General features: G+C 60.5%; 21 protein-coding genes. 12 read left to right on the top strand and 9 right to left on the bottom strand.

Features of this window, described 5'->3' with window-relative positions; genetic code table 11:
• Positions 1-107: 107 nt before the first annotated feature.
• The 4 genes from fba to ASE26_RS10495 all read right to left on the bottom strand — a co-directional run bounded on the left by fba (position 108) and on the right by ASE26_RS10495 (position 4,937).
• Positions 108-1,172 carry a class II fructose-bisphosphate aldolase gene (fba, locus tag ASE26_RS10510; RefSeq protein ID WP_055933896.1) on the bottom strand — a complete coding sequence of 355 codons (1,065 nt, stop codon included), beginning with the start codon at positions 1,170-1,172 and terminating at the stop codon, positions 108-110.
• Between the two features lie 37 nt (positions 1,173-1,209).
• Positions 1,210-2,679, bottom strand: coding sequence for a pyruvate kinase (gene pyk / locus ASE26_RS10505; RefSeq protein WP_055933898.1), 1,470 nt, complete (start codon positions 2,677-2,679; stop codon positions 1,210-1,212).
• A gap of 64 nt (positions 2,680-2,743) precedes the next feature.
• Positions 2,744-3,937: a phosphoglycerate kinase gene (locus tag ASE26_RS10500; RefSeq protein ID WP_055933900.1), complete on the bottom strand. Its 1,194-nt coding sequence runs from the start codon at positions 3,935-3,937 to the stop codon at positions 2,744-2,746.
• Between the two features lie 130 nt (positions 3,938-4,067).
• A complete protein-coding gene (locus tag ASE26_RS10495) occupies positions 4,068-4,937 on the bottom strand; it encodes a helix-turn-helix domain-containing protein (RefSeq protein WP_055933902.1) in 870 nt (289 codons plus the stop codon).
• Between the two features lie 161 nt (positions 4,938-5,098).
• Between ASE26_RS10495 and ASE26_RS10490 the strand changes: the two genes are divergently transcribed.
• Positions 5,099-6,043, top strand: a complete 945-nt coding sequence (locus ASE26_RS10490) for an alpha/beta fold hydrolase (protein WP_055933904.1) — start codon at positions 5,099-5,101, stop codon at positions 6,041-6,043.
• Here ASE26_RS10490 and ASE26_RS10485 read toward each other — a convergent pair.
• Genes ASE26_RS10485 through ASE26_RS10470 form a run of 4 tightly spaced genes read right to left on the bottom strand, consistent with a single transcriptional unit; the run spans position 6,040 to position 8,426 of the window.
• A complete protein-coding gene (locus tag ASE26_RS10485) occupies positions 6,040-6,408 on the bottom strand; it encodes a VOC family protein (protein WP_055933906.1) in 369 nt (122 codons plus the stop codon). The genes ASE26_RS10490 and ASE26_RS10485 overlap by 4 nt on opposite strands.
• 52 nt (positions 6,409-6,460) lie before the next feature.
• Positions 6,461-7,363, bottom strand: a complete 903-nt coding sequence (locus ASE26_RS10480; protein ID WP_055933908.1) for a hypothetical protein — start codon at positions 7,361-7,363, stop codon at positions 6,461-6,463.
• A gap of 3 nt (positions 7,364-7,366) precedes the next feature.
• Positions 7,367-7,696 carry an AzlD domain-containing protein gene (locus ASE26_RS10475; RefSeq protein ID WP_055933909.1) on the bottom strand — a complete coding sequence of 110 codons (330 nt, stop codon included), beginning with the start codon at positions 7,694-7,696 and terminating at the stop codon, positions 7,367-7,369.
• Complete coding sequence (locus ASE26_RS10470) at positions 7,689-8,426, bottom strand: AzlC family ABC transporter permease (protein ID WP_055933911.1); 738 nt, start codon at positions 8,424-8,426, stop codon at positions 7,689-7,691. Before ASE26_RS10470 ends, ASE26_RS10475 begins: the two co-directional genes overlap by 8 nt.
• Positions 8,427-8,524: 98 nt before the next feature.
• Here ASE26_RS10470 and ASE26_RS10465 point away from each other — a divergent pair, with 98 nt between their 5' ends.
• From ASE26_RS10465 to ASE26_RS10440, 6 genes are read left to right on the top strand one after another with little or no spacing between them, the layout of a single operon-like run.
• A complete protein-coding gene (locus ASE26_RS10465) occupies positions 8,525-8,713 on the top strand; it encodes a zinc-finger domain-containing protein (RefSeq protein WP_055933912.1) in 189 nt (62 codons plus the stop codon).
• 18 nt (positions 8,714-8,731) lie between these two features.
• Entirely contained in the window at positions 8,732-9,154 is a 423-nt protein-coding gene (locus ASE26_RS10460) for a nuclear transport factor 2 family protein (protein ID WP_055933914.1), read from the top strand.
• A gap of 42 nt (positions 9,155-9,196) precedes the next feature.
• A complete protein-coding gene (locus ASE26_RS10455) occupies positions 9,197-10,159 on the top strand; it encodes a YheT family hydrolase (RefSeq protein WP_055933916.1) in 963 nt (320 codons plus the stop codon).
• Positions 10,160-10,162: 3 nt separating this feature from the next.
• Entirely contained in the window at positions 10,163-10,768 is a 606-nt protein-coding gene (locus ASE26_RS10450) for a DUF2946 family protein (RefSeq protein WP_055933919.1), read from the top strand.
• A gap of 58 nt (positions 10,769-10,826) precedes the next feature.
• Positions 10,827-12,641 carry a DUF885 family protein gene (locus ASE26_RS10445; protein ID WP_055933921.1) on the top strand — a complete coding sequence of 605 codons (1,815 nt, stop codon included), beginning with the start codon at positions 10,827-10,829 and terminating at the stop codon, positions 12,639-12,641.
• Positions 12,638-13,519 carry a tetratricopeptide repeat protein gene (locus ASE26_RS10440; RefSeq protein ID WP_055933922.1) on the top strand — a complete coding sequence of 294 codons (882 nt, stop codon included), beginning with the start codon at positions 12,638-12,640 and terminating at the stop codon, positions 13,517-13,519. The genes ASE26_RS10445 and ASE26_RS10440 overlap by 4 nt, the downstream gene beginning before the upstream one ends.
• Here ASE26_RS10440 and ASE26_RS10435 read toward each other — a convergent pair whose 3' ends face one another.
• Positions 13,520-15,133: a M48 family metalloprotease gene (locus ASE26_RS10435; RefSeq protein ID WP_082507456.1), complete on the bottom strand. Its 1,614-nt coding sequence runs from the start codon at positions 15,131-15,133 to the stop codon at positions 13,520-13,522.
• Here ASE26_RS10435 and moaC point away from each other — a divergent pair.
• From moaC to ASE26_RS10410, 5 genes are all read left to right on the top strand, one after another.
• Complete coding sequence (moaC, locus tag ASE26_RS10430; RefSeq protein WP_055933926.1) at positions 15,113-15,589, top strand: cyclic pyranopterin monophosphate synthase MoaC; 477 nt, start codon at positions 15,113-15,115, stop codon at positions 15,587-15,589. The genes ASE26_RS10435 and moaC overlap by 21 nt on opposite strands.
• Complete coding sequence (locus ASE26_RS10425) at positions 15,589-16,809, top strand: AGE family epimerase/isomerase (RefSeq protein WP_055933927.1); 1,221 nt, start codon at positions 15,589-15,591, stop codon at positions 16,807-16,809. The genes moaC and ASE26_RS10425 overlap by 1 nt, the downstream gene beginning before the upstream one ends.
• Positions 16,810-16,866: 57 nt before the next feature.
• Positions 16,867-17,565 carry a flagellar brake protein gene (locus ASE26_RS10420; protein ID WP_055933929.1) on the top strand — a complete coding sequence of 233 codons (699 nt, stop codon included), beginning with the start codon at positions 16,867-16,869 and terminating at the stop codon, positions 17,563-17,565.
• A 314-nt stretch (positions 17,566-17,879) separates the two neighbouring features.
• Entirely contained in the window at positions 17,880-20,156 is a 2,277-nt protein-coding gene (locus ASE26_RS10415) for an RHS repeat protein (RefSeq protein ID WP_082507434.1), read from the top strand.
• The coding region (locus ASE26_RS10410; protein ID WP_057246180.1) for an RHS repeat-associated core domain-containing protein at positions 20,153-21,861 on the top strand (1,709 nt) is incomplete at its 3' end. The genes ASE26_RS10415 and ASE26_RS10410, both read left to right, overlap by 4 nt.

Genomic DNA, 21,861 nt, shown 5'->3' with positions numbered 1-21,861 from the left:
GAGTTTTAAACCGGTAAACCCGGGTCAGACCCAAGGGTCAGACCCGACCGGCGGCGGTCGCGTGTCCGGGTCAGACCCTTGGGTCCGACCCTGCCTTACCGGTTTTATTACTTGACGATCTGGGCCAGCTCGCCGGCCTTGTAACGCTCAGCCATCTTCTCCAGCGAGATCGGCTTGATCAGGGACGCACGGCCTTCGCAGCCGAACGACAGGAAGCGTGCCTTCACCACTTCTTCAGCAGCAGCGCGGGCTGGCTTCAGGAAGTCGCGTGGATCGAACTTCGATGGGTTTTCGAACATGTACTTGCGCACAGCCGCAGTCATGGCCAGGCGGATATCGGTGTCGATATTGATCTTGCGCACGCCGTGACGGATGCCTTCCTGGATCTCTTCCACAGGCACGCCGTAGGTTTCCTTCATGTCACCGCCGAATTCACGGATGATGGCCAGCAGTTCCTGCGGCACGGACGACGAACCGTGCATCACCAGGTGGGTGTTAGGAATGCGGGCGTGGATTTCCTTGATGCGGTCGATCGCCAGGATGTCGCCGGTTGGCTTGCGGGTGAACTTGTAGGCGCCATGCGAGGTGCCGATAGCGATTGCCAGCGCATCGCACTGGGTCTTCTGCACGAAGTCGGCAGCTTGCGCCACGTCGGTCAGCAGCTGTTCGCGGGTCATGGTGCCTTCCGCGCCGTGGCCGTCTTCCTTGTCGCCCTTCATGGTTTCCAGGGAGCCCAGCACGCCCAGTTCCGCTTCCACGGTCACGCCGATGGAGTGGGAAAACTTCACCACTTCCTTCGACACTTCCACGTTGTACTCGTAGGAAGCAACGGACTTGCCGTCAGCCATCAGGGAACCGTCCATCATCACCGACGAGAAGCCGGATTTGATTGCAGCCATGCAGACTGCCGGCGACTGGCCGTGGTCCTGGTGCATGACGACCGGGATGTGCGGGTAGGCTTCGATCGCGGCGTCGATCAGGTGACGCAGGAACGCCTCGCCAGCGTACTTACGGGCGCCAGCGGAAGCCTGCATGATCACCGGCGCGTTGACAGCGTCGGCGGCGGCCATGATGGCCTGCACTTGTTCCAGGTTGTTGACGTTAAAAGCCGGGATGCCGTAGCCGTGTTCAGCGGCGTGGTCCAGCAGTTGGCGCATGGATACGAGGGACATGGTAGAACTCCAATAACAATAAAGAAATCGTTAGCGTTTATCGTGCCGAGTCGGCGCGGTGAGTGAACTCACCCACTTTCACGATACGCAATGCGTTCGTGCCGCCCACCTTGCCCATCGGTGCACCCCAGGTAACCACAATCATATCGCCCTTCTGGGCAATACCCTGTTTTACCAGGAGGTCTTCCGCGTTGCGCAGCACGACGTCGGTCGGTGCGTCCTGCATCAGCTGGTGGGTGCAAACATTACGGTACAAAGCCAGCTTGCGCTGGGTGGTGGTGCTCGGCGTGAGCGCAATAATCGGGGTGTCGATGTTGTGGCGGCTCATCCACAGCGCGGTGGAACCGGACTCGGTCAGGGCCACAATCGCCTTCACGCGCAGGTGATGCGCGGTGAACAGGGCGCCATAGGCGATCGACTGGTCGATGCGGGTGAAGCGGGCGTTCAGGAAGTCCGCATCGAGTTTGTTGTATTCGGATTGCTCGGCTTCGGTACAGATGGCCGCCATCATTTCCACAGTTTCCACTGGGTATTTACCGGACGCGGTCTCGGCCGAGGTCATCACGGCATCGGTACCGTCCAGCACGGCATTCGCCACGTCGGATACTTCGGCGCGCGTCGGCACCGCGTTGAAGATCATCGACTCCATCATCTGGGTCGCGGTGATGGCAATCTTGTTCGACTCGCGCGCCATGCGGATCATGCGCTTCTGCAGCGCAGGCACGGCGGCGTTGCCTACCTCAACAGCCAGGTCGCCGCGGGCCACCATGATGCCGTCGGAAGCGTTCAGGATCTCCTGCAGCGCAGGAATCGCTTCCGCGCGCTCGATCTTGGCGATCATCAGCGGCTTGAAGCCGAATGGCTCGCCGGCGATATTGGCCAGCTGGCGCGCCATTTCCATATCGGTAGCATTTTTCGGGAAGGAAATCGCCAGGTAATCGGCCTGGAACGACATCGCAGTCTTGATGTCTTCCATATCCTTGGCGGTCAGCGCCGGCGCTGTCAGGCCGCCGCCCTGGCGGTTGATGCCCTTGTTGTTGGACAGCTCGCCGCCGATCTTCACGGTGGTATAGATTTCGCTGCCGATGATCTTATCCACGGTCAGCACGATCAGGCCGTCGTTCAGCAGCAGCACGTCGGCCGGCCTCACGTCGCTCGGCAGGCTCTTGTAGTCCAGGCCCACGCGCTCCTGGCTACCCAGCTCACCATTTTCGCCCCACTTGGCGTCGAGGATGAACTTGTCGCCCTTGGCCAGCTCGATCTTGTTGTTCTCGAACTTGCCGATACGGATCTTCGGACCCTGCATGTCGGCCATGATCGCCACTTCCTTGCCGCATTCCGCAGCCGCCTTTCGCACCAGCGCAGCGCGATCGATATGATCCTGCGCCTTGCCATGCGAGAAATTCAGGCGGACCACGTCGACGCCCGCCTTGATCATCTGGATCAGGATGCTGAGGTCGGTCGATGCTGGGCCGATAGTTGCGACGATCTTGGTACCACGTGCCATGAAGGTTTCCTTCGTGTGAGCTTAAAAAAGTTCAAAAGGCGCCTTGCGGGCGCCTTTTACCGTGTTACTGGGCGCGTTGCGCCAGGATTTCCACTGCCGGCAAGGTCTTCCCTTCCAGGAATTCCAGGAAGGCGCCGCCGCCGGTGGAGATATAGCCGATCTTGTCGGTGATCTGGTACTTGGCGATTGCCGCCAGGGTGTCGCCACCACCGGCGATCGAGAAGCCCTTGGAGTTGGCGATTGCCATGGCCAGGGTCTTGGTGCCTTCGCCGAACTGGTCGAACTCGAACACGCCCACCGGGCCGTTCCAGACGATGGTGCCAGCTTCGGCGATCTGGGCCGCCAGCTTGGCCGCCGTCTTCGGACCGATGTCCAGGATCATGTCGTCGTCCGCCACGTCAGCCACATCCTTGACGGTAGCCACAGCGGTCGACGCAAACTCCTTGGCGCACACCACGTCGGTCGGGATCGGCACCTGGGCGCCACGGGCAGCCATCATGTCGATAATGGCTTTGGCATCGGCCACCAGGTCCGCTTCGGCCAGCGACTTACCGATCTTCAGGCCGGCAGCCAGCATGAAGGTATTGGCAATGCCGCCGCCGACGATCAGGTTGTCCACCTTGTCAGCCAGCGATTTCAGGATCGACAGCTTGGTCGACACTTTGGAACCGGCAACGATAGCCAGCAGAGGACGTGCCGGCGCGCCCAGGGCCTTGCCCAGCGCATCCAGCTCAGCGGCCAGCAGCGGGCCGGCGCAAGCGATCGGAGCGAACTTGGCGATACCGTGGGTGGTAGCTTCAGCGCGGTGCGCGGTACCGAAAGCATCGTTCACGTACACATCGCACAGCTTGGCCATTTTCTCGGCCAGCTCATCGGAATTCTTCTTTTCGCCCTTGTTGACGCGGCAGTTTTCCAGCAACACAACCTGGCCAGCGGCGACTTCCACGCCATCGACCCAGTTCTGCTTCAGTTCAACCGGCTGGCCCAGCAGCTCCGACATACGCTTGGCGATCGGCGCCAGGCTGTCTTCAGCTTTGAATTCGCCTTCGGTTGGACGGCCCAGGTGGGAGGTAACCATGACTTTTGCGCCGGCGCCCAAGGCCGCCTTAATCGCCGGAATCGAAGCACGAATGCGCGTATCTTCGGTGATATTGCCCGCATCATCCTGCGGCACGTTCAGATCTGCACGGATAAAGACGCGCTTGCCCTGCAGCGCGTTCTGCGCTACGAGGTCTTCCAGGCGGTTGAATTTCAGCATGGTTACTCAGGGGTCACAGTTGGAAAGAGCGCTATTTTACCTTAAGCCGAGCCCCCTTAGCCGCCTGATAAGCTCGGGTAAGGCCGATATTTAGTTGCAATTGCATCAATCAAATTCAGTGCCAGGTCTGTCATTTGGACACGAAAACCGCACTTTTGATCTTTCTCAAACCATCGTCGCGCAATTGTGCAGGTGTCAGGCCCAGCACTTGGCGAACGCTGCGGGCCATATGGCTTGGGTGCGAGAAGCCGGCCTCCAGCGCGATCTCGGTATTGGTCAGCATGCCTTCCTGCAGTAGCTGTCGGGCACGCTCAACGCGGCGGGCGAGGACAAAGCGGTGCACCGGCATCCCGGCTGCCTGACGAAACAGTTCCTTGAAGTGGGAAACGCTGAAACCGGCCACGGCTGCCAGTTCCGCCAGCGTCAGCTCCTGGTCGAGCCTGGCTTCGATATAGTCCTGGACGGCGCGCAGCCGCCAGGCCGGCAAGGCGCGGGCGGGCGCCGCGGCGGGCAGGCGGGAGGCTGGCGTTTGCAGCGCCAGCAATCGCGCGGCCAAGGCGCTGGCCAGGCTGTCGGCAAAGATGCGGCCACTGGGATGGCCGTCCTGCTCCTCGGCTCGCATCATCCAGCCGATGTGCTCAATTTGAGGGTCGCGGAGGTGAATGGCAGGCGCCAGCTCAGCGCCCAGGCGCATGTGCTCGGCAGTCTCCCTCATCAGCGATGGGTTCAGGCGCAGCAGCAATGAGGTAGCAGGCGCCGTCAACGTCCAGCGCGTGCTGGAGCCGGCTGGAACCACGCAGAACTGGCCGTGCAACCGGGTCCCCTGCCGTTCATACCGGCAAGCGCGATAGCTGACAGGCACCGGCGCGCCCAAATGCAGGCACAGCACATGCCGGCCATCCACCGGCGAATCGAAGCGGCCGTGCGGGACGGGCGAAGTCAAAACATCCAGCAGCGGCACCTCCTCCCGCACCGGGTAACACGTTGGTCGATTAGTCATTGCGTCCTCTCACGCAGGAAATGGGAGAGTGCGCCGATTCCGGCCAAGGCGCAATAAATTAATCGGCCGATTGTGCTCGCCAGCGGCCGATTATGCGCGCGGCCTGCCAGCGCTGCCGATAGCATCAGTCCAATCAATCAGCCACCGCATGGAGACCTCAATTGAAACGCCGAAACTTCCTTTCCCTGGCTGGCGCAGCGCTTGCCGCCAGCACCGTTCCGCAGCTATCCAATGCCGCCGCCGCAACCGAGGTCGAAAAATTCCGCGCAGCGCGCCGCTTTGCCGGACTGCCCTTTGGCCGCATCGCCTACGTCGAGCGCGGAAACGGACCGGCAGCAGCGCTGTTCCTGCACGGTGCCCCGCTGAACAGCTTCCAGTGGCGCGGCGCGCTTGAGCGCCTGTCGCCGCACCGCCGCTGCATCGCACCCGACTTCATGGGCCTGGGATATTCGGAAGCGCCCGCGCACCAGTCGCTGGCAGCATCCGCCCAGGCCGACATGCTGGCCGCCTTGCTCGACAAGCTCGGCGCCGGCACAGTGGATGTCATCGCCAGCGACAGCGGTGGCGCCGTCGCGCAGCTATTCCTGCTGCGCTACCCGCAACGCGTGCGCAGCATGATGTTGACCAACTGTGATATCGAACCGCACAGCCCGCCCGCTGAAATCGCCCCAGTGCTGGAGATGGCGCGCAACGGCACCCTGGCCGACGACACTGCCAAATGGCTGACCAATAAGGCAATGGCCCGCGCCACTTTTGGCGCCGCCGTCTTCCACAATCCCGCGCAATTGACGGATGAAATCATCGAATACTACGCCGCCCCGCTGGTGAGTTCACCGCTGCGGCGCAAGCAATACCATGAATTCCACAATGCCCTGTCGCCGAACCCGCTGGCCGGCATTGAGGCCGAACTACGGCGCAGCAGCGTTCCCGTAAAAATGGTCTGGGGCGCCAGCGATACGATCTTTACGCTCGCCGATGCGCGCTACCTGGACCAGCTCTTCCCGCGCTCGCAGGGCATTCGCGCCATCCCGGAAGGCAAGCTGTTCTTCCAGGAAGAATTCCCCGACATCATTGCCGAAGAAGCGCGCAAGCTGTGGCAGGTTTAGTAGCGGATCTCCAGGTTGTGTCCGTCCGGGTCTTCGAAGTAGCAAGCCAGCGCCAGTCCGCGCGCACCGTACTGGGGCTGGGGCGTGCTGCCCGAGCGGTCCATATGGTTGCCGCCGAACGGAATGCGGCGCTCGCGCAACTGCATCATCACGCGCTCGAAGTGTTCGGGCTCGACGCGGAAGGCCAGGTGCAGGTGCATGGTTGGCGGCTCCGCCAGCAGGTCCAGCGTGAAACCCTCGCTGACGCGTACGATCTCGAACGGGCCAGCCCTGCCCTCATGCTGGAAGCCCAGCACGCCTTCATAAAAGCGAATTGATGCCGCCGGGTCGCTCACCCGTAAAATCATGTGATCCAGTTCGACCATTTATCCTCCCAACTGTGCTATTGAGATTTCAGGACGGCGCGCTACTGGTTGCTTAGTTGAACACCAGGGAATTTGTGAACCGTTCCCAGCTCTTCAGCGACTCGCCCTCAGCACCCTGGGGCATTGTTACACCAAGCATGTATGTACCTCCCGGCACGCGAATAAACAGGCTACGGGTTGCCATTGTGCTCTCGCCAGGAAGGGAACCTTTCGACAGGACCGATGGGTATCCCCTGAAATTCACTACCTGCTCGGGACTCGCCTTCTCCATTTGCTGATCGTAACTACGGTGCATGCCTGCATCGCGGCCCGACCGCTCGAATACAGCCATGAAGGTAGAGCCAAATGTGTCTTTGGAGCGCAAGATAAATCCGGGTGCATCGCCATTCGCCTTGGTCGCGTCGAATACTTCCCCTGGCAGGTCGACAGAAAAGCCGCCTTCGGTCGAGCGAACATGCTGCCATCCGTCTGCCAACGCTTTCGCCCCCTTATTTTCGTGGGGACGTGTCACCAACCGCGAAATTGCATCCTGGATCGCGGGCATCTGTTTCTCGACCGGCTCCATATAGAAGAACCGGCGCAGTGGAGATACGGCATGGCGCGTGCCGTAGAAGCGGTAGCGCTTACCTTCCATTTGATCTTTGCCGCGCGCCTTGAATGGTTTCCGGCCGCCGGCAAAACAGGGGCTGATTTCCAGCGTCAACGACTTGCCGATCTTTTTCGGATCGCGTTCGGCCACCATCTTGGCTTCTTCAACAGTCACATCGGAGGGATATAGTTTGCCGTTGAAGGTAATGATCGTGTAAACGGTGGCCTCCATGATCCAGTCGGCCTTGTTTGCCGCCTCTTGCGCCGTCGTCACCGCCGATGGGCAACTTCCGTCTCCATAAAAGTCTGCCGCCTGGGTAGCGCCGGCAATCATCAGCAAAGCTGGGATCAGGAAGTTTCGTGCCATAGTTTAGGAGAGAATTAATCGCAATGCCGTAAAGCATGCCATGCCGAACACAATTGTCTCAAGCATATTTCGGCGAACGAGGTAATAGGCGATGGCGGCGGCGCCAGCCAGCAGCTTGTAGTTGTGGAGGCTGAATTCGACTGTGCCTTGCGGGTCGAGCAGCAGGTCGGGCCCGATGATGGCGGCCAGCGCGCAGGCGGGTGCATAGCGCAGCATCTCCTGCACCCGGGTCGGGATCGAGACGTGCTCGCCGATCACCCAGAACGAGGAGCGCGTGACTGCAGTGGCGCAAACCAGGGCGCCGATCGTCAGCCAGATTTCAAGGTCAGACATTGGCGCCCTTTCGTCGTTCGATCATTCCTTCAACCGCCATGGCAGTGACCATGCCAACCAGGACCGCGGCCAGCAGGCCCAGTTTGTACGGGAAGCCATGCGCCAGCACTGCGGTCACGCCGGCTACCAGCGCGCCGCACAAGGCCGGACGACTGGCCACCATCGGCACTGTGATGCAGACAATCGCCAGCGTGCCGGCAAATCCGAGTCCCCATTCGGCCGGCACTGCGCTGCCAAGCAAAATGCCGGCGATGGAGCCGGATTGCCAGGCGAGAAAGTTTGGGTACAGCAGGCCGCGCAGGTAAGACACCTTGCCTGCCTCCGGCTTTTCGGTCGGGTAGCGCTGCATGAAAAAGGCGGTGGTCATGTCGCCGGCGCCGTAGCCAAGCAGGAAGCGGCGCCATAACGGCAGCTTGGCAAAATGCGGCGCCAGTATGGCGGCAAAAATCACGAATCGAAGATTGACCACCACTGCGGTCAGGAAGATCACCCAGATCGGCGCGGCAGCGGCGATCAGCGGCAGCGAGGCGAGTTGCGCGGAACCGGCAAACACCAGCAGGGTCATGCCCAGCGCCTGCCCTACGGTCAGGCCGGATTTGACCATGGCCACACCCACCACCAGGCCCCATGCGGTGATGCCGAACAGGGTTGGGGTGCCGTCTTTCAGCCCTGCGCGCCAGGATGGCTCGTGGTGGGCTGCGACATCGGGCAGGCTATCTGGAGAACTCATTTGCAACCGCTTGGGAAAGCCGACATTCTACCGACGAATGCTTTTCGCTGCCGGGATGCATTAAAATCTTGGTTTTTGATCTTGCGGAGTGTTATAAGATGAGCAACGCCACCCAGCCAGTAGAACTCGATGGCAAAGACCTGCCGGCCTACTGCCCGAATCCAGCCATGCCGCTGTGGTCTTCTCACCCGCGCGTGTTCCTGGACTTCAAGCATGGTGAAGCGAAATGCCCATACTGCGGCACCCAGTACCAGCTGAAGCCTGGTACCGAAGTCGGCCACCACTAATCTATCCCCGGAGCCCGGATGGCAGCACGTAAACACCAGAATGGCAGTGCGGCAGAAGTCGAAGCAGCCTTTTACGATGCCTTGAACCGGGCCGACCTGGAAGCCTTGATGGCGCTGTGGGCGGATGACGAGGAAATCGTCTGCATCCATCCCGGCGGCCCGCGCCTGATCGGGCATGGCGCCATCCGCGATTCCTGGAGTGCACTTTTGGAACACGGCGGGTTGCAAATTCGCCCGTCCCAGCTGCATGAGACACACAACCTGATGAGTTCGGTGCATACTGTCATCGAGGGCGTCACAGCGGCAAGCGGCGAGCCGGCGCACCTGATTGCGACCAATGTGTACGTTAAGACACCGAAGGGTTGGCGCATTGTGTTGCATCATGTGTCTGTAGCGCCGGGACCTGTTCCCGTCGATCCGCGCGCTCAAATACTGCACTAAAAAAAGGGGGATCCGGCCCGCTGGGTCGATCCCAGCCGCGCCATGAACTACATCGCCCCATTCTGGCTGCCGAGCGGCCATTTGCAGACCATTTACCCGGCTACCTGCATAGCCAAGCCCGACGTCCGTTTCCGCCGCGAACGGTGGCATACCCCGGACGCGGATTTCATCGATGTCGATTTCGTCGACGGCACGCCGGGCAAGCCCTTTGTGGTGCTGTTCCACGGATTGGAAGGCTCGTCCGACAGCCATTACTCGCGCGCCCTGATGGCGGAAATCACGCGCCGCGGCTGGTCCGGCGCCGTACCGCATTTCCGCGGCTGTTCCGGCGAAGCGAACCTGGCGCCGCGCTTCTATCATTCCGGCGATTCCGGTGAACTGGACTGGATCATCCGCCGCCTGCATCCGCATGCCACCGGCAAGTTCTACGCTTGCGGCGTTTCGCTGGGCGGCAATGTGCTGCTGCGCTGGCTGGGCGAATCGCAGCACCAGGCAGGGTTTATCGACGCGGCTTGCGCCGTATCGGCGCCGCTCGACCTGGCGCAAGGCGGCAACGCCCTGTCGCGCGGCTTGAGCCGCCTCTACACGCGCATGTTCCTGCAAACGCTGAAACCGAAATGCCTGGCCAAGCTGCAGCAATTCCCCGGCCTGTTCGACCTTGATGCGCTGATGGCAGCGCAGGATTTGCACGCCTTCGACAATGTGGTTACGGCGCCGCTGCACGGCTACCGCGATGCGGACGATTACTGGGACCGCGCCAGCGCCAAACACGTGCTGACCGATATCACGGTGCCGACCCTGGTGCTGAATGCGAAGAACGACCCCTTCATGCCGGGTGCATATTTGCCGCGCGATGCATCGCGCCATGTGGTGCTGGACTATCCGGAAGAAGGCGGCCATGTGGGTTTCGCCACCGGCCGCATGCCGGGCAGCCTCGATTGGCTGCCACTGCGCATGCTGAACTTCCTGACCGCCGTCGAAACCCGCGAGATGGCCGAGGCTTGAACAATGGATGAAATAGTCAAACAGGCGATGGTCAAGTGGCCGAATGTGCCGCATTGCTACGGCTGGCTGGCGCTCGATGCGCGCGGCAACTGGCGCATGCGCGATGAGCGCGCGCAGCATTTCAACGAAGCGGGCGACAAGCTGACCAACCCGGCACTGGTCGGCTTCATCACGCGCAATTACCAGAGCGATGAACAGGGCCGCTGGTATTTCCAGAACGGCCCGCAGCGCGTGTACCTGAACCTCGAGACCACACCGTTCATTGCGCGCACCGATCCGGTCCACGGCTTCGTGCTGCATACCGGTGCACCGCTGGGCGAAGTGGATGCGGCCTGGCTGACCGAAGCCGGCGAGCTGCTGCTGCGCAGCGGCGATGTGCTGGCACAGCTCGACGACCGCGACTTCGCGCAAGTGCTGCCGCAACTGGAACTGAACGGCCGCCAGGTAGGCGACAACGCCCTGCTGGCATGGCTGGATGCCGCGGCCAGCGATCCTGCCAGCCTGTCGCCGCTCACCTTGCGCGTCGGTGAGCGCGCCGTGCCGCTGGCGGCAATCGCGCGCGACACCGTGCCGCAAGCATTCAGTTTCAAGCGCCAGCCGCAACCTTGACCGGTTGCCCTCTCCGGGGCATGATGTTAAGAGAAAAACAATCCCGGAGAACTCCCTGATGAAACGTGCTGCAAAGTGGCTGGGCGGTATTGCGCTCGGCCTGGTTGTGCTGGCCCTGGCCCTCGTCGCCCACACCTGGTATTTCAAGCCCCTCAAGCTGGACTGGTTCTACGCCCGCGTATTTGCCGCCTATGCGATCGACAGCCCCGAAATGCTGTCCGACATGCGCATCCTGCCCGGCTGGCTGGACTTTTACAGCAAGAAGCTCGATGACGCTTCGCCCGCCCACAGCGTCAAACAAATGGCACAACTCAAACAAGACCTGGCCATGCTGGAGAGCTACAGCACGGAAGGTCTCGATGCCGAGGGCAAGCTGTCCTACGACACGCTGCGCTTCTTCCTGAAAAGCCAGGTAGAGGGCGAAGCATTCATCGATCATGGCTTCCCGGTCAACCAGATGATGGGCGTGCAGAGCATGCTGCCGCAATTCATGACCGACGTGCACCAGGTTACGGACAAGGGCGAGGCGGCAGCCTATATCGCACGCCTGAACCTGTTCCCGGTCAAATTCGGCCAGGTGGCGGAAGCGATTCGCCATAGCGAAAGCAAAGGGATCGTGCCGCCGAAATTCACCGTCGACAAAGTGCTGGCGGAAATGAAGGCCGTTGTCGCCACGCCGGTCAACGAGCATGTGCTGGTGACCAATATGCGCGACAAGCTGGCCAAGGTGAAAGAGCTGTCCGACACCGAGCGCAGCGCCTTGCTGGCCCAAACCGAAAAGGCAGTGCAGGAGGCGGTCTACCCTGCCTATGGCAAGCTGATTGATGCTTTCACCGCGCTGCAATCCAAGGCCACTACCAACAATGGCGCCTGGAGCTTGCCGAACGGCGAAGCTTACTACGCCTGGGCAGTGCGCCAGCATACGACTTCGAACCTGACGCCGCAGCAGGTGCATGAACTGGGCCTGGCGGAAGTCGAGCGCGTTGGCGCGGAGATGGATGCCATCCTCAAAGGTGAAGGCCTGGCCGAAGGTTCGATCGGCAAGCGCGTGCAGATCCTGGCTTCGCGCCCTGAGCAGCAGTATGCGAATACCGACGAAGGCAAGAAGGCCATGCTGGCGCAGTACCAGGCCATCCTGGACGAGGTCAACAAAGGCCTCGACCCGGTGTTCGACGTGCGCCCGAAACTGGGCGTTGAAGTGCAGGCGGTGCCGGTCGCATCGCAGGCGACTGCACCAGGTGCCTATTATATGCAGGGCTCTTTCGACGGCAGCCGGCCGGGCGTGTTCTACGCGAACATGCGCGCACCGGGCGAAACGCCGAAGTTCGCCATGCGCACGCTGGCTTACCACGAAGGCATTCCGGGCCACCATTTCCAGATCGCGATCCAGCAGGAGATGACGGGCGTACCATTCTTCCGCAAGATCATTCCGTTCACTGCCTACAATGAGGGCTGGGCGCTGTACGCGGAACGGCTGGCGGCGGAACAGGGGTTCCAGAAAACCCAGCTGGATAACCTGGGCCGCCTGCGCGACGAAATGATGCGCGCGACCCGCCTGGTGGTCGATACCGGCATTCATTACAAGCGCTGGACGCGCGAGCAGGCCATTGATTACATGATGAACACCACCGGCATGGCGGAAGGCGATGTGACGGCGGAGATCGAACGCTACTTCGTCAATCCAGGCCAGGCGCTGGCTTACAAGGTCGGCATGCTGAAGATTCTCGCGCTGCGCGAGCAGGCGAAGAAGGAGCTTGGCAACAAGTTCGACCTGAAACAATTCCACAACGAAGTACTGATACACGGCGCCTTGCCATTGACCCTGCTGGAAGGCGTAGTCAATGACTGGGTCGCCAAACGGAAAACCGCATGAATAATTTTGAACGCGCAGAAGAACTGAACGAACAAGGCATCGCCCATCGTGAGGCCGGCAATGACGACCTGGCGCTCCAGGCTTATGAAGAGGCATTGCGGCTCAACCCGGACGCAGCAAAAACGCTGTACAACATTGGCCTGATCTACAAGTACCGCAACGACTGGGTCAAATCCTTCGATTACAACCAGCGTGCATATGCACTGCGGCCGGACGACGAAGCGAGCCGCTGGAACCTGGCCATCGCAGCGACTGCGCTGCGCGACTGGGCTACGGTGCGCCAGGCCTGGGCCGATAACGGCATCAAGCTCGAGGGGACAGAAGGGCCGATTGACATGGACTTCGGCCCGACGCCTGTTCGGCTGAACCCGGACGGCGACGGCGAAGTAGTCTGGGCCACCCGTATCGACCCGGTACGCGCCGTGCTGCGCAACATTCCATACCCGGACTCAGGATTCCGTTGCGGGGACATCGTCCTGCACGACGGCGCCAGCGTCGGCAAACGCGAGTCGGGCGGCCGGGAATACTCGGTATTCAATGTGCTGGAGTTGTTTGAGGCATCGAAGCTCAGCACGTTCTGCATGGAAGTGCAGGAAGCCACCGAGCAGCAGATGGCGACGCTGGAAGCCGCATTCGAAGCGGCCGGCATGCCGTTTGAAGACTGGACGTCCAACGTGCGCACGCTATGCAAAGCGTGTAGCGAAGGCGTGCCGCACGAGCATGCCGAGGGCGAAGAAGAGGAGCCAGCGTGGAATCCAACGCGCCTGGTGGGCGTTGCCGCGATTTCGTATGACGAAATCGCCGCAATCCTCGACAAAGTTCCGGGCATGGAGCAGATGGAAATCGAGATTTCCATCGAGCTGGAACCTCCAGCCTGATTACTCCTTGTCTTTCTTCTTATCGCCCATCATCTCGCGGCGCTTTGCCTGCAGCTCGCGCTCGCGGGCATCGATCACCGACTGGTCGTAGTAAGTCGCATCGGGTGCCTTGCGGGCCAGCGCCAGCTGGTCCAGCGCGGCCAGCACGCCGCCCAGCAGCACATAGGATTCCGCCAGCGAGATATGCTGCAGGGCGATCTTGCCCTGCTTGGCGTAGGCCTGCGCCATGTAATCGTGCAATTCCGGCTCGCGGCGGTACATCTGCAGCTGGTCGCGCAGGAAGCGCGTGGCTTCATCGTATTTGCCGCCCTTGATCAGGGCGTCGGCGTATTGCCACACCAGGCCGCGCGATAACGGGAAACGGCCTTGCGCCAGCTGTGCTTCCTCGATAGCGGCGGTGATCACTTCCGGCTTGTTCTCCTGCGCCAGCTTGATCTCGAGCGACATATAGGCCAGCGCCGAATCGGTCGTGCCAAGCGGGATAGGCGTGCTGAACGCGCCCGCAACCGGCGGCTTGTCGATGGTGCCGCGCGCCTTGTCCAGCCATTCCTGCGCGGCAGCAAACTCGGAGCGCTTGAGCGACACCATCGCCATGCCGTACTGGCCGGCGGCCACGTTCTGCCGGCCAGGCTGCTGTATCTGGTTCCTGAACACCGCTTCCGTGTCGGACAGGCCTTTGCTGCTTTCGTCCTGCAGCACGCGGGCACGGGCGCGGATCAGGTGGAAGTCCATGCCGTCCACGCGCTGGCTGAATTTCTGATCGCGGATGCGGGCCTGGATATCGGCGATACGCTCCGTGGTCAACGGGTGGCTCATCAGCCAGGGCGGCATCAGGTCGCTGTACATGCGCGTGCTGTTCTGCATGCGCTGGAAGAAGGACACCATGCCGCTGGCGTCGTAACCGGCAGCATTCATGATCTGGAAACCGACACGGTCCGCCTCGCGCTCCGCGTCGCGGCCGAAATTCAGCTGGCGCTGGATGGCCAGGCCCTGCCCGCCCAGGAACACGCCCATTGCCGCATCTGAACTGGACTTGGCAGCCAGCGCAGCAAGCAGCATCGCAGCCAGGGGGATCAGGGCATCGTTCTTTTGCGCCCCAAGCTGGCGCGCGATATGGCGCTGCGCCACGTGGCCGATCTCGTGCGACAGCACCGACGCCAGTTCGGATTCGTTCTGCGCCGCCAGCAGCAACTGCGAGTGCACGCCAATATAGCCGCCCGGCATGGCAAACGCATTCAGGTTCTTGTCGCGGATCGCAAAGAAATAGTACTCAAGGTTGGCATCGCCGCGCGCACCCGGCCGCGCATCCACCAGCTTGGTGCCGAAGCTGTTCAGGTATTCGATGATCGGCGGGTCATCCAGGTAGTCGCGCTCGAAGCGCAGGCTTTGCATGATCTCTTCGCCCAGGCGCTTCTCCATCACAGGAGACATGTCCTCGCGCGAGGCATCGCCCAGCGTCGGCAATTCAGTCTGCTGCGCCTGCCCTGCCGGGGCAGCGATCAGCAGGCCGGAAACCAGTGCCGCCAGCAAGGGACGGCGAAAATGTAGTGCATTCACAGTGCTATCATACCCGTTCAACAAGAGAGCTACGCGATGACCGAACACCTTACTCATTTTGACGCTGCCGGCCAGGCCCATATGGTCGATGTCGGCGCCAAGGCCGAAACCCACCGTATTGCCGTTGCCACCGGCAGTATCCGCATGAAGCCGGAAACGCTGGCGCTTATTCTATCGGGAACCGCCAAGAAAGGGGATGTCCTTGGCATCGCCCGCATTGCCGCCATCATGGCCTCCAAGCGCACGGCCGACCTGGTCCCCTTGTGCCACCCTTTGGCCCTGACCCGCGTCGCAGTGGACTTTACCACCGATGAACCCAGCAACACCCTCCATTGCCGCGCCCAGGTCGAAACTTACGGCAAGACCGGCGTGGAAATGGAAGCCCTGACCGCGGTGCAGGTCGGCCTCTTGACCGTCTACGACATGTGCAAAGCCGTCGACCGCGGCATGGTGATGACCGATATCCGCGTCACCGAAAAAGCGGGCGGCAAGTCCGGCGACTGGAAAGCCTGATGCTGCGCCGCGCGGCTGTCGCATCATGCTTAGCCCTGCTCGCAGCCTGCGACAGCGAAAATGGCGGACGCGGCGCAATAGCCGACGTGGCGAATACCGAATGGCACCGCAAAGACCTCAACGTCCACCTGTCTCGCTGGCTGGCAGTGGCGCCTACGCCTTCCGGCCTGCTGCAGGCACAGTTCGAGCGTAGCTGGCTGCCGGCCAGCAGGATTCCCGGCGACCTGACCGGCCATTCCCGCATGGTGTACACCATGCTGATCGGGTATGAAGCGACTGGCGACGCGCGCTACCTGGAAGTGGGCAAGCGCGGTGCAGACCTCCTGCTTACCACCTTCCACGACCCGCTGCATGGCGGCTTTTTCCAGGGTGTCGATGCGCAGGGCAAGCCGGTCAACATGAAAAAGAACAGCTACGGCCACGCCTTTGCCCTGCTCGCGCTGTCGCATGCGGCACGTGTGACGGGCGAACCGAAGTACAAGGAAGCGGCGCTGGCGGCCTGGCACGACATTCGCAATAACCTGCGCGACCCGGCCGGTGGCTTGCGCAGCAGCGCGCCCCGCGACTTTACTCCGGCGCCGGAGAAATACCTCTCGCAAAACCCCATCATGCATATGTTCGAGGCCTTGCTGGCCCTGATCGATGCCACCGGTGACCAGCAAGTCGTGGCAGATGCGCGCGCACTGGGCGACTTCGTGCTGAACCGCCTCATGATCGGCCTGCCGGATGGCGGTGCTTACATTCCCGAGTGGTATGACCTGCAGTGGAAGCCCCTGGCCAATGATGAGGGCTACATTGACATTGGCCACCAGTTCGAATGGAGCCACCTCCTGCGCAGCGCGGAGAAGCGCGGCCTGCCACCGCTGTATTCCGGCGTGGCCGACCGCTTGCTGAAGTTTGCAGTGGCAAAAGGCTATGACGAACAGGATGGCGGCGTCTTCAACCGCATTTACACGAGCGGCCAGGTCGATCGCGGAAAATTCTGGTGGCAGCAAGCCGAAGGAATGAAGGCCTTCCTGGCGGTGGCGCAGCGGCCGGAAATGGCGCGGCGCTACGAGGAAACGCGCGAGCTGGTGGATAAAGAAATTCTCGACCACGACAACGGCGGCTGGCGCTTCGGCGCCAAGGAAACCTGCGCGCGGGTCAATTGCGGCAAGATACAGCCCGACCCATATCACCTGGTCGGCCTGGACTGGATGGCCCTATCGACAAAGCGCTAATTGATGCGTGGCGTTAATATACAATGGGAAATTGCTCATAAACAGACAATAACGACGATGGCGAGCGAAAACAAATTGCAGGAATATGCGTTTGAACAGATGAACCTGCAGGTTGGCGGGCGCATCCAGTTGATCACCCATCGTACCCTGCGGCCCATGCAGCATTTCTCCACCGTGATTGGGTGGGTGCGCGACGAGTACATGATCGTCAAAATCCCGATGGAGAACAATGGGCCCATCGCTGTCACCGAAGGCGACAAGCTGACAGTGCGCGTCTTCTCCGGCGTGAATGTCTGCTCGTTCTCGACTGTCGTGCAGCGCGTCTTCCTGCGGCCGCTGATGTATGCGCACGTGGCCTTCCCAGGCGAGATCCAGGGCACCAGCCTGCGTGCGGCCATGCGCGTGAAGGTTGAGATCCCGGCCAAGATGTCGCGCGACGACGGCAGCCATGCTTCGGTCTTCATGGTGAACCTGAGCGTTTCCGGCGCGCTGATCGAATCGGCCCAGCCTTTGAGTCGCGAGGGCGAAACGGTGCAGTTGGACTTTACCCTGCTGGCGCCGCCAGATGACCGGCAAGTGCGAATCAATACAACGGCCCTGGTACGCAATGCCACGGTGGCGCAGTCGCAGAAGATGGATGGGCGGGATGTGTTCAGCTATGGCGTGCAATTCACCGGGCTCGATCCGGCACACTTCACCCTGCTGCAGAACCTGACTTACGAGGCCATGCTGGCTGATCGTCAGAAGATCGTTTGATTGCCCGCCAGCCGCGCCCATGCAGCTGGCCATCAAGGCACTTTTGAGTGTCCGCACCCAGCGCGACCGCCAACAGCACACGCGCCCACTTTCGTGACAATTCGATAGTTTTGCAACATTCCCGTCCGGATACAATAGTTCCCGAATGTAATAAGTATGGGTGTTCGCGACGAAATGGCCTACCCCGCTTGCCACCGTCAGCTAAGTGGTACGCATGCTGACCATGATGTTACTTCCCCGCCTTCATCCTTATCCCGCTTTAACAATTACCTGATCAAACGCGTCGTCACACGCGTCTCTTCAATGGATCAACAATGTATATAAGAAAATCGAAAATCTTGGCTGAAATAGGTTCAGCTATTTTATGGGCTTATTTGCTGTGCATCAGTCCGGCTTCAGCCACTGAATATGCAAGTGCTCATATCACCTATCTGGCCAGCGGAGTGGGCTATATGGATAGCGGCGATGCAGCAGCACAAGCGTGGGCCAGCTCGCGTTGGGGCGGCAGCATCGGCACCTATACTGGGCCTGCGTTTAACAACGGCCAATGGGAATGGCGGGGCACTTGGACTTATACCACCGAAGATGGGCGCAGCCATACGGTTCCCACAGGAGGGTTAATTAGTGTTGGTTGCCCTAACGGATGGTGGCAAGTAATGCATCCTTCAGTCTGGCCGGCCCTGTGTGCCCGCAACGAGCCTCCCGAACCGCCTTGCGATGAATGTGATAAGCGGAAGGCTGGCCGGGTTGGTAATCCAATTCTGGTGAACGGCGGCGTCAAAATTCAATCGGAAGTGGATTATGAGAGTCCATCGGGTACATTGCAGCTTGTACGGACATACCGGAGTGATGATGGCGTGTGGCGCCACAACTACCAGATCTTTGGCATCGACTTCACCAACAAAGCCGCCAAAACGTCGCCTGATTTCGCGTGCTTCATAGGACGAGAGCCCGGAAGTACAAAAGATTACTGCTATCCGTACGCAGGCAAAGGCACGCCAAAGAGCTTTGGCGTTCGCAGGGGAGCAGGCCGCCTGACTCACTTTGGCAGCGACGTCGATTATTCGCCGTCGAAGGACGTGAACGACCGCGTTCAGCAAGTTGTAGATAGCAGCGGCGCTGTCATCGGCTGGCAAGTCGCAAATGCTTCCAACGAAACAACAGAACTATTTTCAATGGATGGCCGGTTGCTGAGCAAAACGGACCGGAATGGACTCGTCACAACCTTCGTTTATAGCGACACAGATACTCCGCCGGAAATTGCACCGCGCGCCGGCTACCTGTTGAAAGTACAGGACCCGTTTGGCCGAGCGCTGCAGTTCACGTACAACGACAAGGGCAGCATGGCCACAATGTCGGATCCCGCCGGGAACGTTACAGCGTACGAATACGAGAGCTCGCAGAATCTCTCGAAAGTGACCTATCCGGACGGGAAGAGCCGGACCTATATTTACGATGAGCCCGCATTGGCGTCGAACCTGACAAACGCCCGCCTTTTGACTGGCATCATCGATGAAAACGGCAAGCGCTATGCCACGTTCTCTTATGACTCGCAACGCCACGCAACCTCGACCGAGCACGCCGGTGCCGTAGAAAAGTACACGCTAACGTACCCCAACTCACCATTAACGTGGATGACCGATCCATTAAATACGACGTATACCTACAGATATTCGAACATCCTCGGTGTCCTGCGCCAGACCAGCGTTTCGCGCCAGTCTGTACTCAATCCATACATTCCGGCAAGCGCGTCAACGGAGTACGACGCGAACGGCAATATTGCTCGTTACACGGATTACGACGGAACGGCAACGGCATATACGTTTGACCTTTCCCGCAACCTGGAGACCCAGCGTATCGAAGCCTCCGGCACGACCGTCGCGCGTACGATTCAAACAGAATGGCACCCGACCTTCCGCCTGCCAGCTCGCATATCCGAGCCGCTGCGCCGAACCACGTTTAGCTACGACGCAGCCGGCAATGTGCTGACCAAAACGCTCCAGGCGACAACGGACGCCACCGGCACGGCTGGATTCAATGCAGTATTGAGCGGCAAGCCTCAAGTGTGGACCTATACCTACGATAACTTCGGCCACGTGCTGACCGCCAAAGGACCACGCACCGGCGTCAACGCAACATCGACCTTCACGTACGACGCTCAAGGCAACCTGTCCACCCAAACCAACGCGGCTGGCCACGTAACGACCTATTCGAACTACGACGCGAATGGCCGGGCAGGCCGCATCACCGACCCGAACGGCCTGGCCACAGACTTGAGCTACACGGCACGCGGCTGGATCTCCACCGTCACAGTCGGCAGCGAAACCACCAGCTATGACTACGACGGTGCCGGCCAGGTCACCCAGGTAACCCTGCCAGACGGCAGCGCCATCTACAACACCTACGACGACGCCCACCGCCTGATTGGCGTGCGCAACACCCTGGGCAACAGCATTACCTACGTGCTCGACGCAATGGGTAACCGCACCAGCGAACAAAGCAAAGATGCCACCGGCGCCCTGACGCGCCAGATCACACGCGCATACGATGGATGGAACCGCGTGAAGCAAATTACGGGAGCAGTGCAATGAAATTGAAGCAAATGCTCTTCATACCAACCGCACTGGCCCTGGCTAACGCCAGCCAGGCGCAGGTTCAAGACACGACAACTAATTACGCCTACGATGAGGTCGGCCGAGTGACTCAAGTCACCGACCCGTTGGCGCGCGTCACCAAGCATGAATACGATGCGCAAGGCCGCAAGACCAAAACCACAGACGCCAAGAACGGCATCACGCAGTTTGCCTACGATAGCTTGGGTCAACTCACCAAGGTCACGGATGCCCGCAACCTGGCCACCAGCTATACGATTGATGGCCTGGGCAACCTGATCCAGACCAGCAGCCCTGATACCGGCAACACAGTTAATACTTACGACGAGGCTGGCAATCTGACGACTCGCACCGATGCGAAAAACCAGACCACGACATACAAGTACGACGCGCTCGACCGCGTCACTAGCGTGACCTATGCGGACGGCACCAGTGCAACCTACACCTACGATCAAGGGGCTTATGCGCTTGGCCACCTGAGCCAGATCGCTGACGTCAGCGGGGCCACCCAATATGGCTACGATCAGCGCGGCAGGATGGCCAGCGAGACCCGCACTATTGGTGGCCAAGCCTACACCACGGCCTACCGCTATGATCAATATGGCCGCCTGAGCGGAATGACCTACCCGAGCGGCCGTAGCGTTGACTACGTGCGTGACGAAGCGGGCCGTATCAAGGAAATCCGAACAACGAAGGACGGTGCTGCTGCGCTCCTGATCAGCCAAGTTAGTTATCAGCCCTTTGGAGCGTTGCAATCGCTGGTATTTGGGAACGGCCAGACCTACTCGCGTAGCTACGACCTGAACGGCCGCATGACGAGCTACACGCTCAATGGCCAGGTACAGACCTTGACATACGACGCCGCAAACCGCATCACGGGTGTAGCCGATGGCGGCAATGCAGCCAACAACCGTAGCTACGGCTACGATCAACTTGATCGCATCACAAGCGAGCAGCGTGCCCAGCGTAGTCTCGGCTACAGCTACGATGCGGTGGGCAACCGCACGCAGTACGTCAATGGCGCGGCGGTGACCAACTACACCTACGGGACGACCAGCAATCGCCTGACGCAGCTGGCCGGCAGCCAGAACACCAGCATTGCCACCGACGCCAACGGCAGCATCACCAATAACGGAAGCGCAGCATTCAACTACGACGCGCGCGGCCGGATGGTCTCTGCCAATACTACGATTGGCCTCGTTAGATACAACATCAACGCGCTTGGCCAGCGCGTGTTGAAGACCACCCCGACAGCCAGCACCGTCTACCACTACGACCAAAGCGGTAAGTTGATCGCTGAGAGCACGGGCGATGCCCTGACCGAATACGTGTACCTGGATGACATACCGGTCGCAGTTACTGCAACCGCAGCCCTGGCGGCTGGGGAAGCTACAGTGCACTTTGTCCACACTGATCAGCTCAACACGCCGCGTGTGATCACTAATGTTGACGGCGCAATGGCGTGGCAATGGAACAGCGACCCATTTGGCAAGGATGCGGCTAACGAGCAGCCGGCCGGTCAGACCACGTTTGCTTACAATCAGCGGTTCCCGGGGCAGCAATTTGATCGCGAAAGCAATCTGCACTACAACTACTACAGGGATTATGATCCGCAGACCGGGCGGTATGTGCAATCCGATCCGATTGGGCTCGAAGGTGGGATTAATACGTACGCGTATGTAGG

The sequence above is a fragment of the Duganella sp. Root198D2 genome (assembly GCF_001428585.1).
Taxonomy (GTDB): domain Bacteria; phylum Pseudomonadota; class Gammaproteobacteria; order Burkholderiales; family Burkholderiaceae_D; genus Rugamonas.
This window is presented reverse-complemented; position numbering and strand designations above follow the sequence as displayed.

Bases quoted from the DNA above. Each gene is read 5' to 3' on its own strand.
- ASE26_RS10475 (WP_055933909.1), bottom strand. From the start codon at position 7,696: ATGTCTGACCTTGAAATCTGGCTGACGATCGGCGCCCTGGTTTGCGCC.
- ASE26_RS10495 (WP_055933902.1), bottom strand. From the start codon at position 4,937: ATGACTAATCGACCAACGTGTTACCCGGTGCGGGAGGAGGTGCCGCTG.
- ASE26_RS10500 (WP_055933900.1), bottom strand. From the start codon at position 3,937: ATGCTGAAATTCAACCGCCTGGAAGACCTCGTAGCGCAGAACGCGCTG.
- ASE26_RS10480 (WP_055933908.1), bottom strand. From the start codon at position 7,363: ATGGCACGAAACTTCCTGATCCCAGCTTTGCTGATGATTGCCGGCGCT.
- ASE26_RS10465 (WP_055933912.1), top strand. From the start codon at position 8,525: ATGAGCAACGCCACCCAGCCAGTAGAACTCGATGGCAAAGACCTGCCG.
- ASE26_RS10415 (WP_082507434.1), top strand. From the start codon at position 17,880: ATGTATATAAGAAAATCGAAAATCTTGGCTGAAATAGGTTCAGCTATT.
- ASE26_RS10425 (WP_055933927.1), top strand. From the start codon at position 15,589: ATGCTGCGCCGCGCGGCTGTCGCATCATGCTTAGCCCTGCTCGCAGCC.
- ASE26_RS10470 (WP_055933911.1), bottom strand. From the start codon at position 8,426: ATGAGTTCTCCAGATAGCCTGCCCGATGTCGCAGCCCACCACGAGCCA.
- ASE26_RS10435 (WP_082507456.1), bottom strand. From the start codon at position 15,133: ATGAGTAAGGTGTTCGGTCATCGCGTAGCTCTCTTGTTGAACGGGTAT.
- ASE26_RS10450 (WP_055933919.1), top strand. From the start codon at position 10,163: ATGGATGAAATAGTCAAACAGGCGATGGTCAAGTGGCCGAATGTGCCG.
- ASE26_RS10445 (WP_055933921.1), top strand. From the start codon at position 10,827: ATGAAACGTGCTGCAAAGTGGCTGGGCGGTATTGCGCTCGGCCTGGTT.
- ASE26_RS10440 (WP_055933922.1), top strand. From the start codon at position 12,638: ATGAATAATTTTGAACGCGCAGAAGAACTGAACGAACAAGGCATCGCC.
- fba (WP_055933896.1), bottom strand. From the start codon at position 1,172: ATGTCCCTCGTATCCATGCGCCAACTGCTGGACCACGCCGCTGAACAC.
- pyk (WP_055933898.1), bottom strand. From the start codon at position 2,679: ATGGCACGTGGTACCAAGATCGTCGCAACTATCGGCCCAGCATCGACC.
- ASE26_RS10460 (WP_055933914.1), top strand. From the start codon at position 8,732: ATGGCAGCACGTAAACACCAGAATGGCAGTGCGGCAGAAGTCGAAGCA.
- moaC (WP_055933926.1), top strand. From the start codon at position 15,113: ATGACCGAACACCTTACTCATTTTGACGCTGCCGGCCAGGCCCATATG.
- ASE26_RS10420 (WP_055933929.1), top strand. From the start codon at position 16,867: ATGGCGAGCGAAAACAAATTGCAGGAATATGCGTTTGAACAGATGAAC.
- ASE26_RS10455 (WP_055933916.1), top strand. From the start codon at position 9,197: ATGAACTACATCGCCCCATTCTGGCTGCCGAGCGGCCATTTGCAGACC.
- ASE26_RS10485 (WP_055933906.1), bottom strand. From the start codon at position 6,408: ATGGTCGAACTGGATCACATGATTTTACGGGTGAGCGACCCGGCGGCA.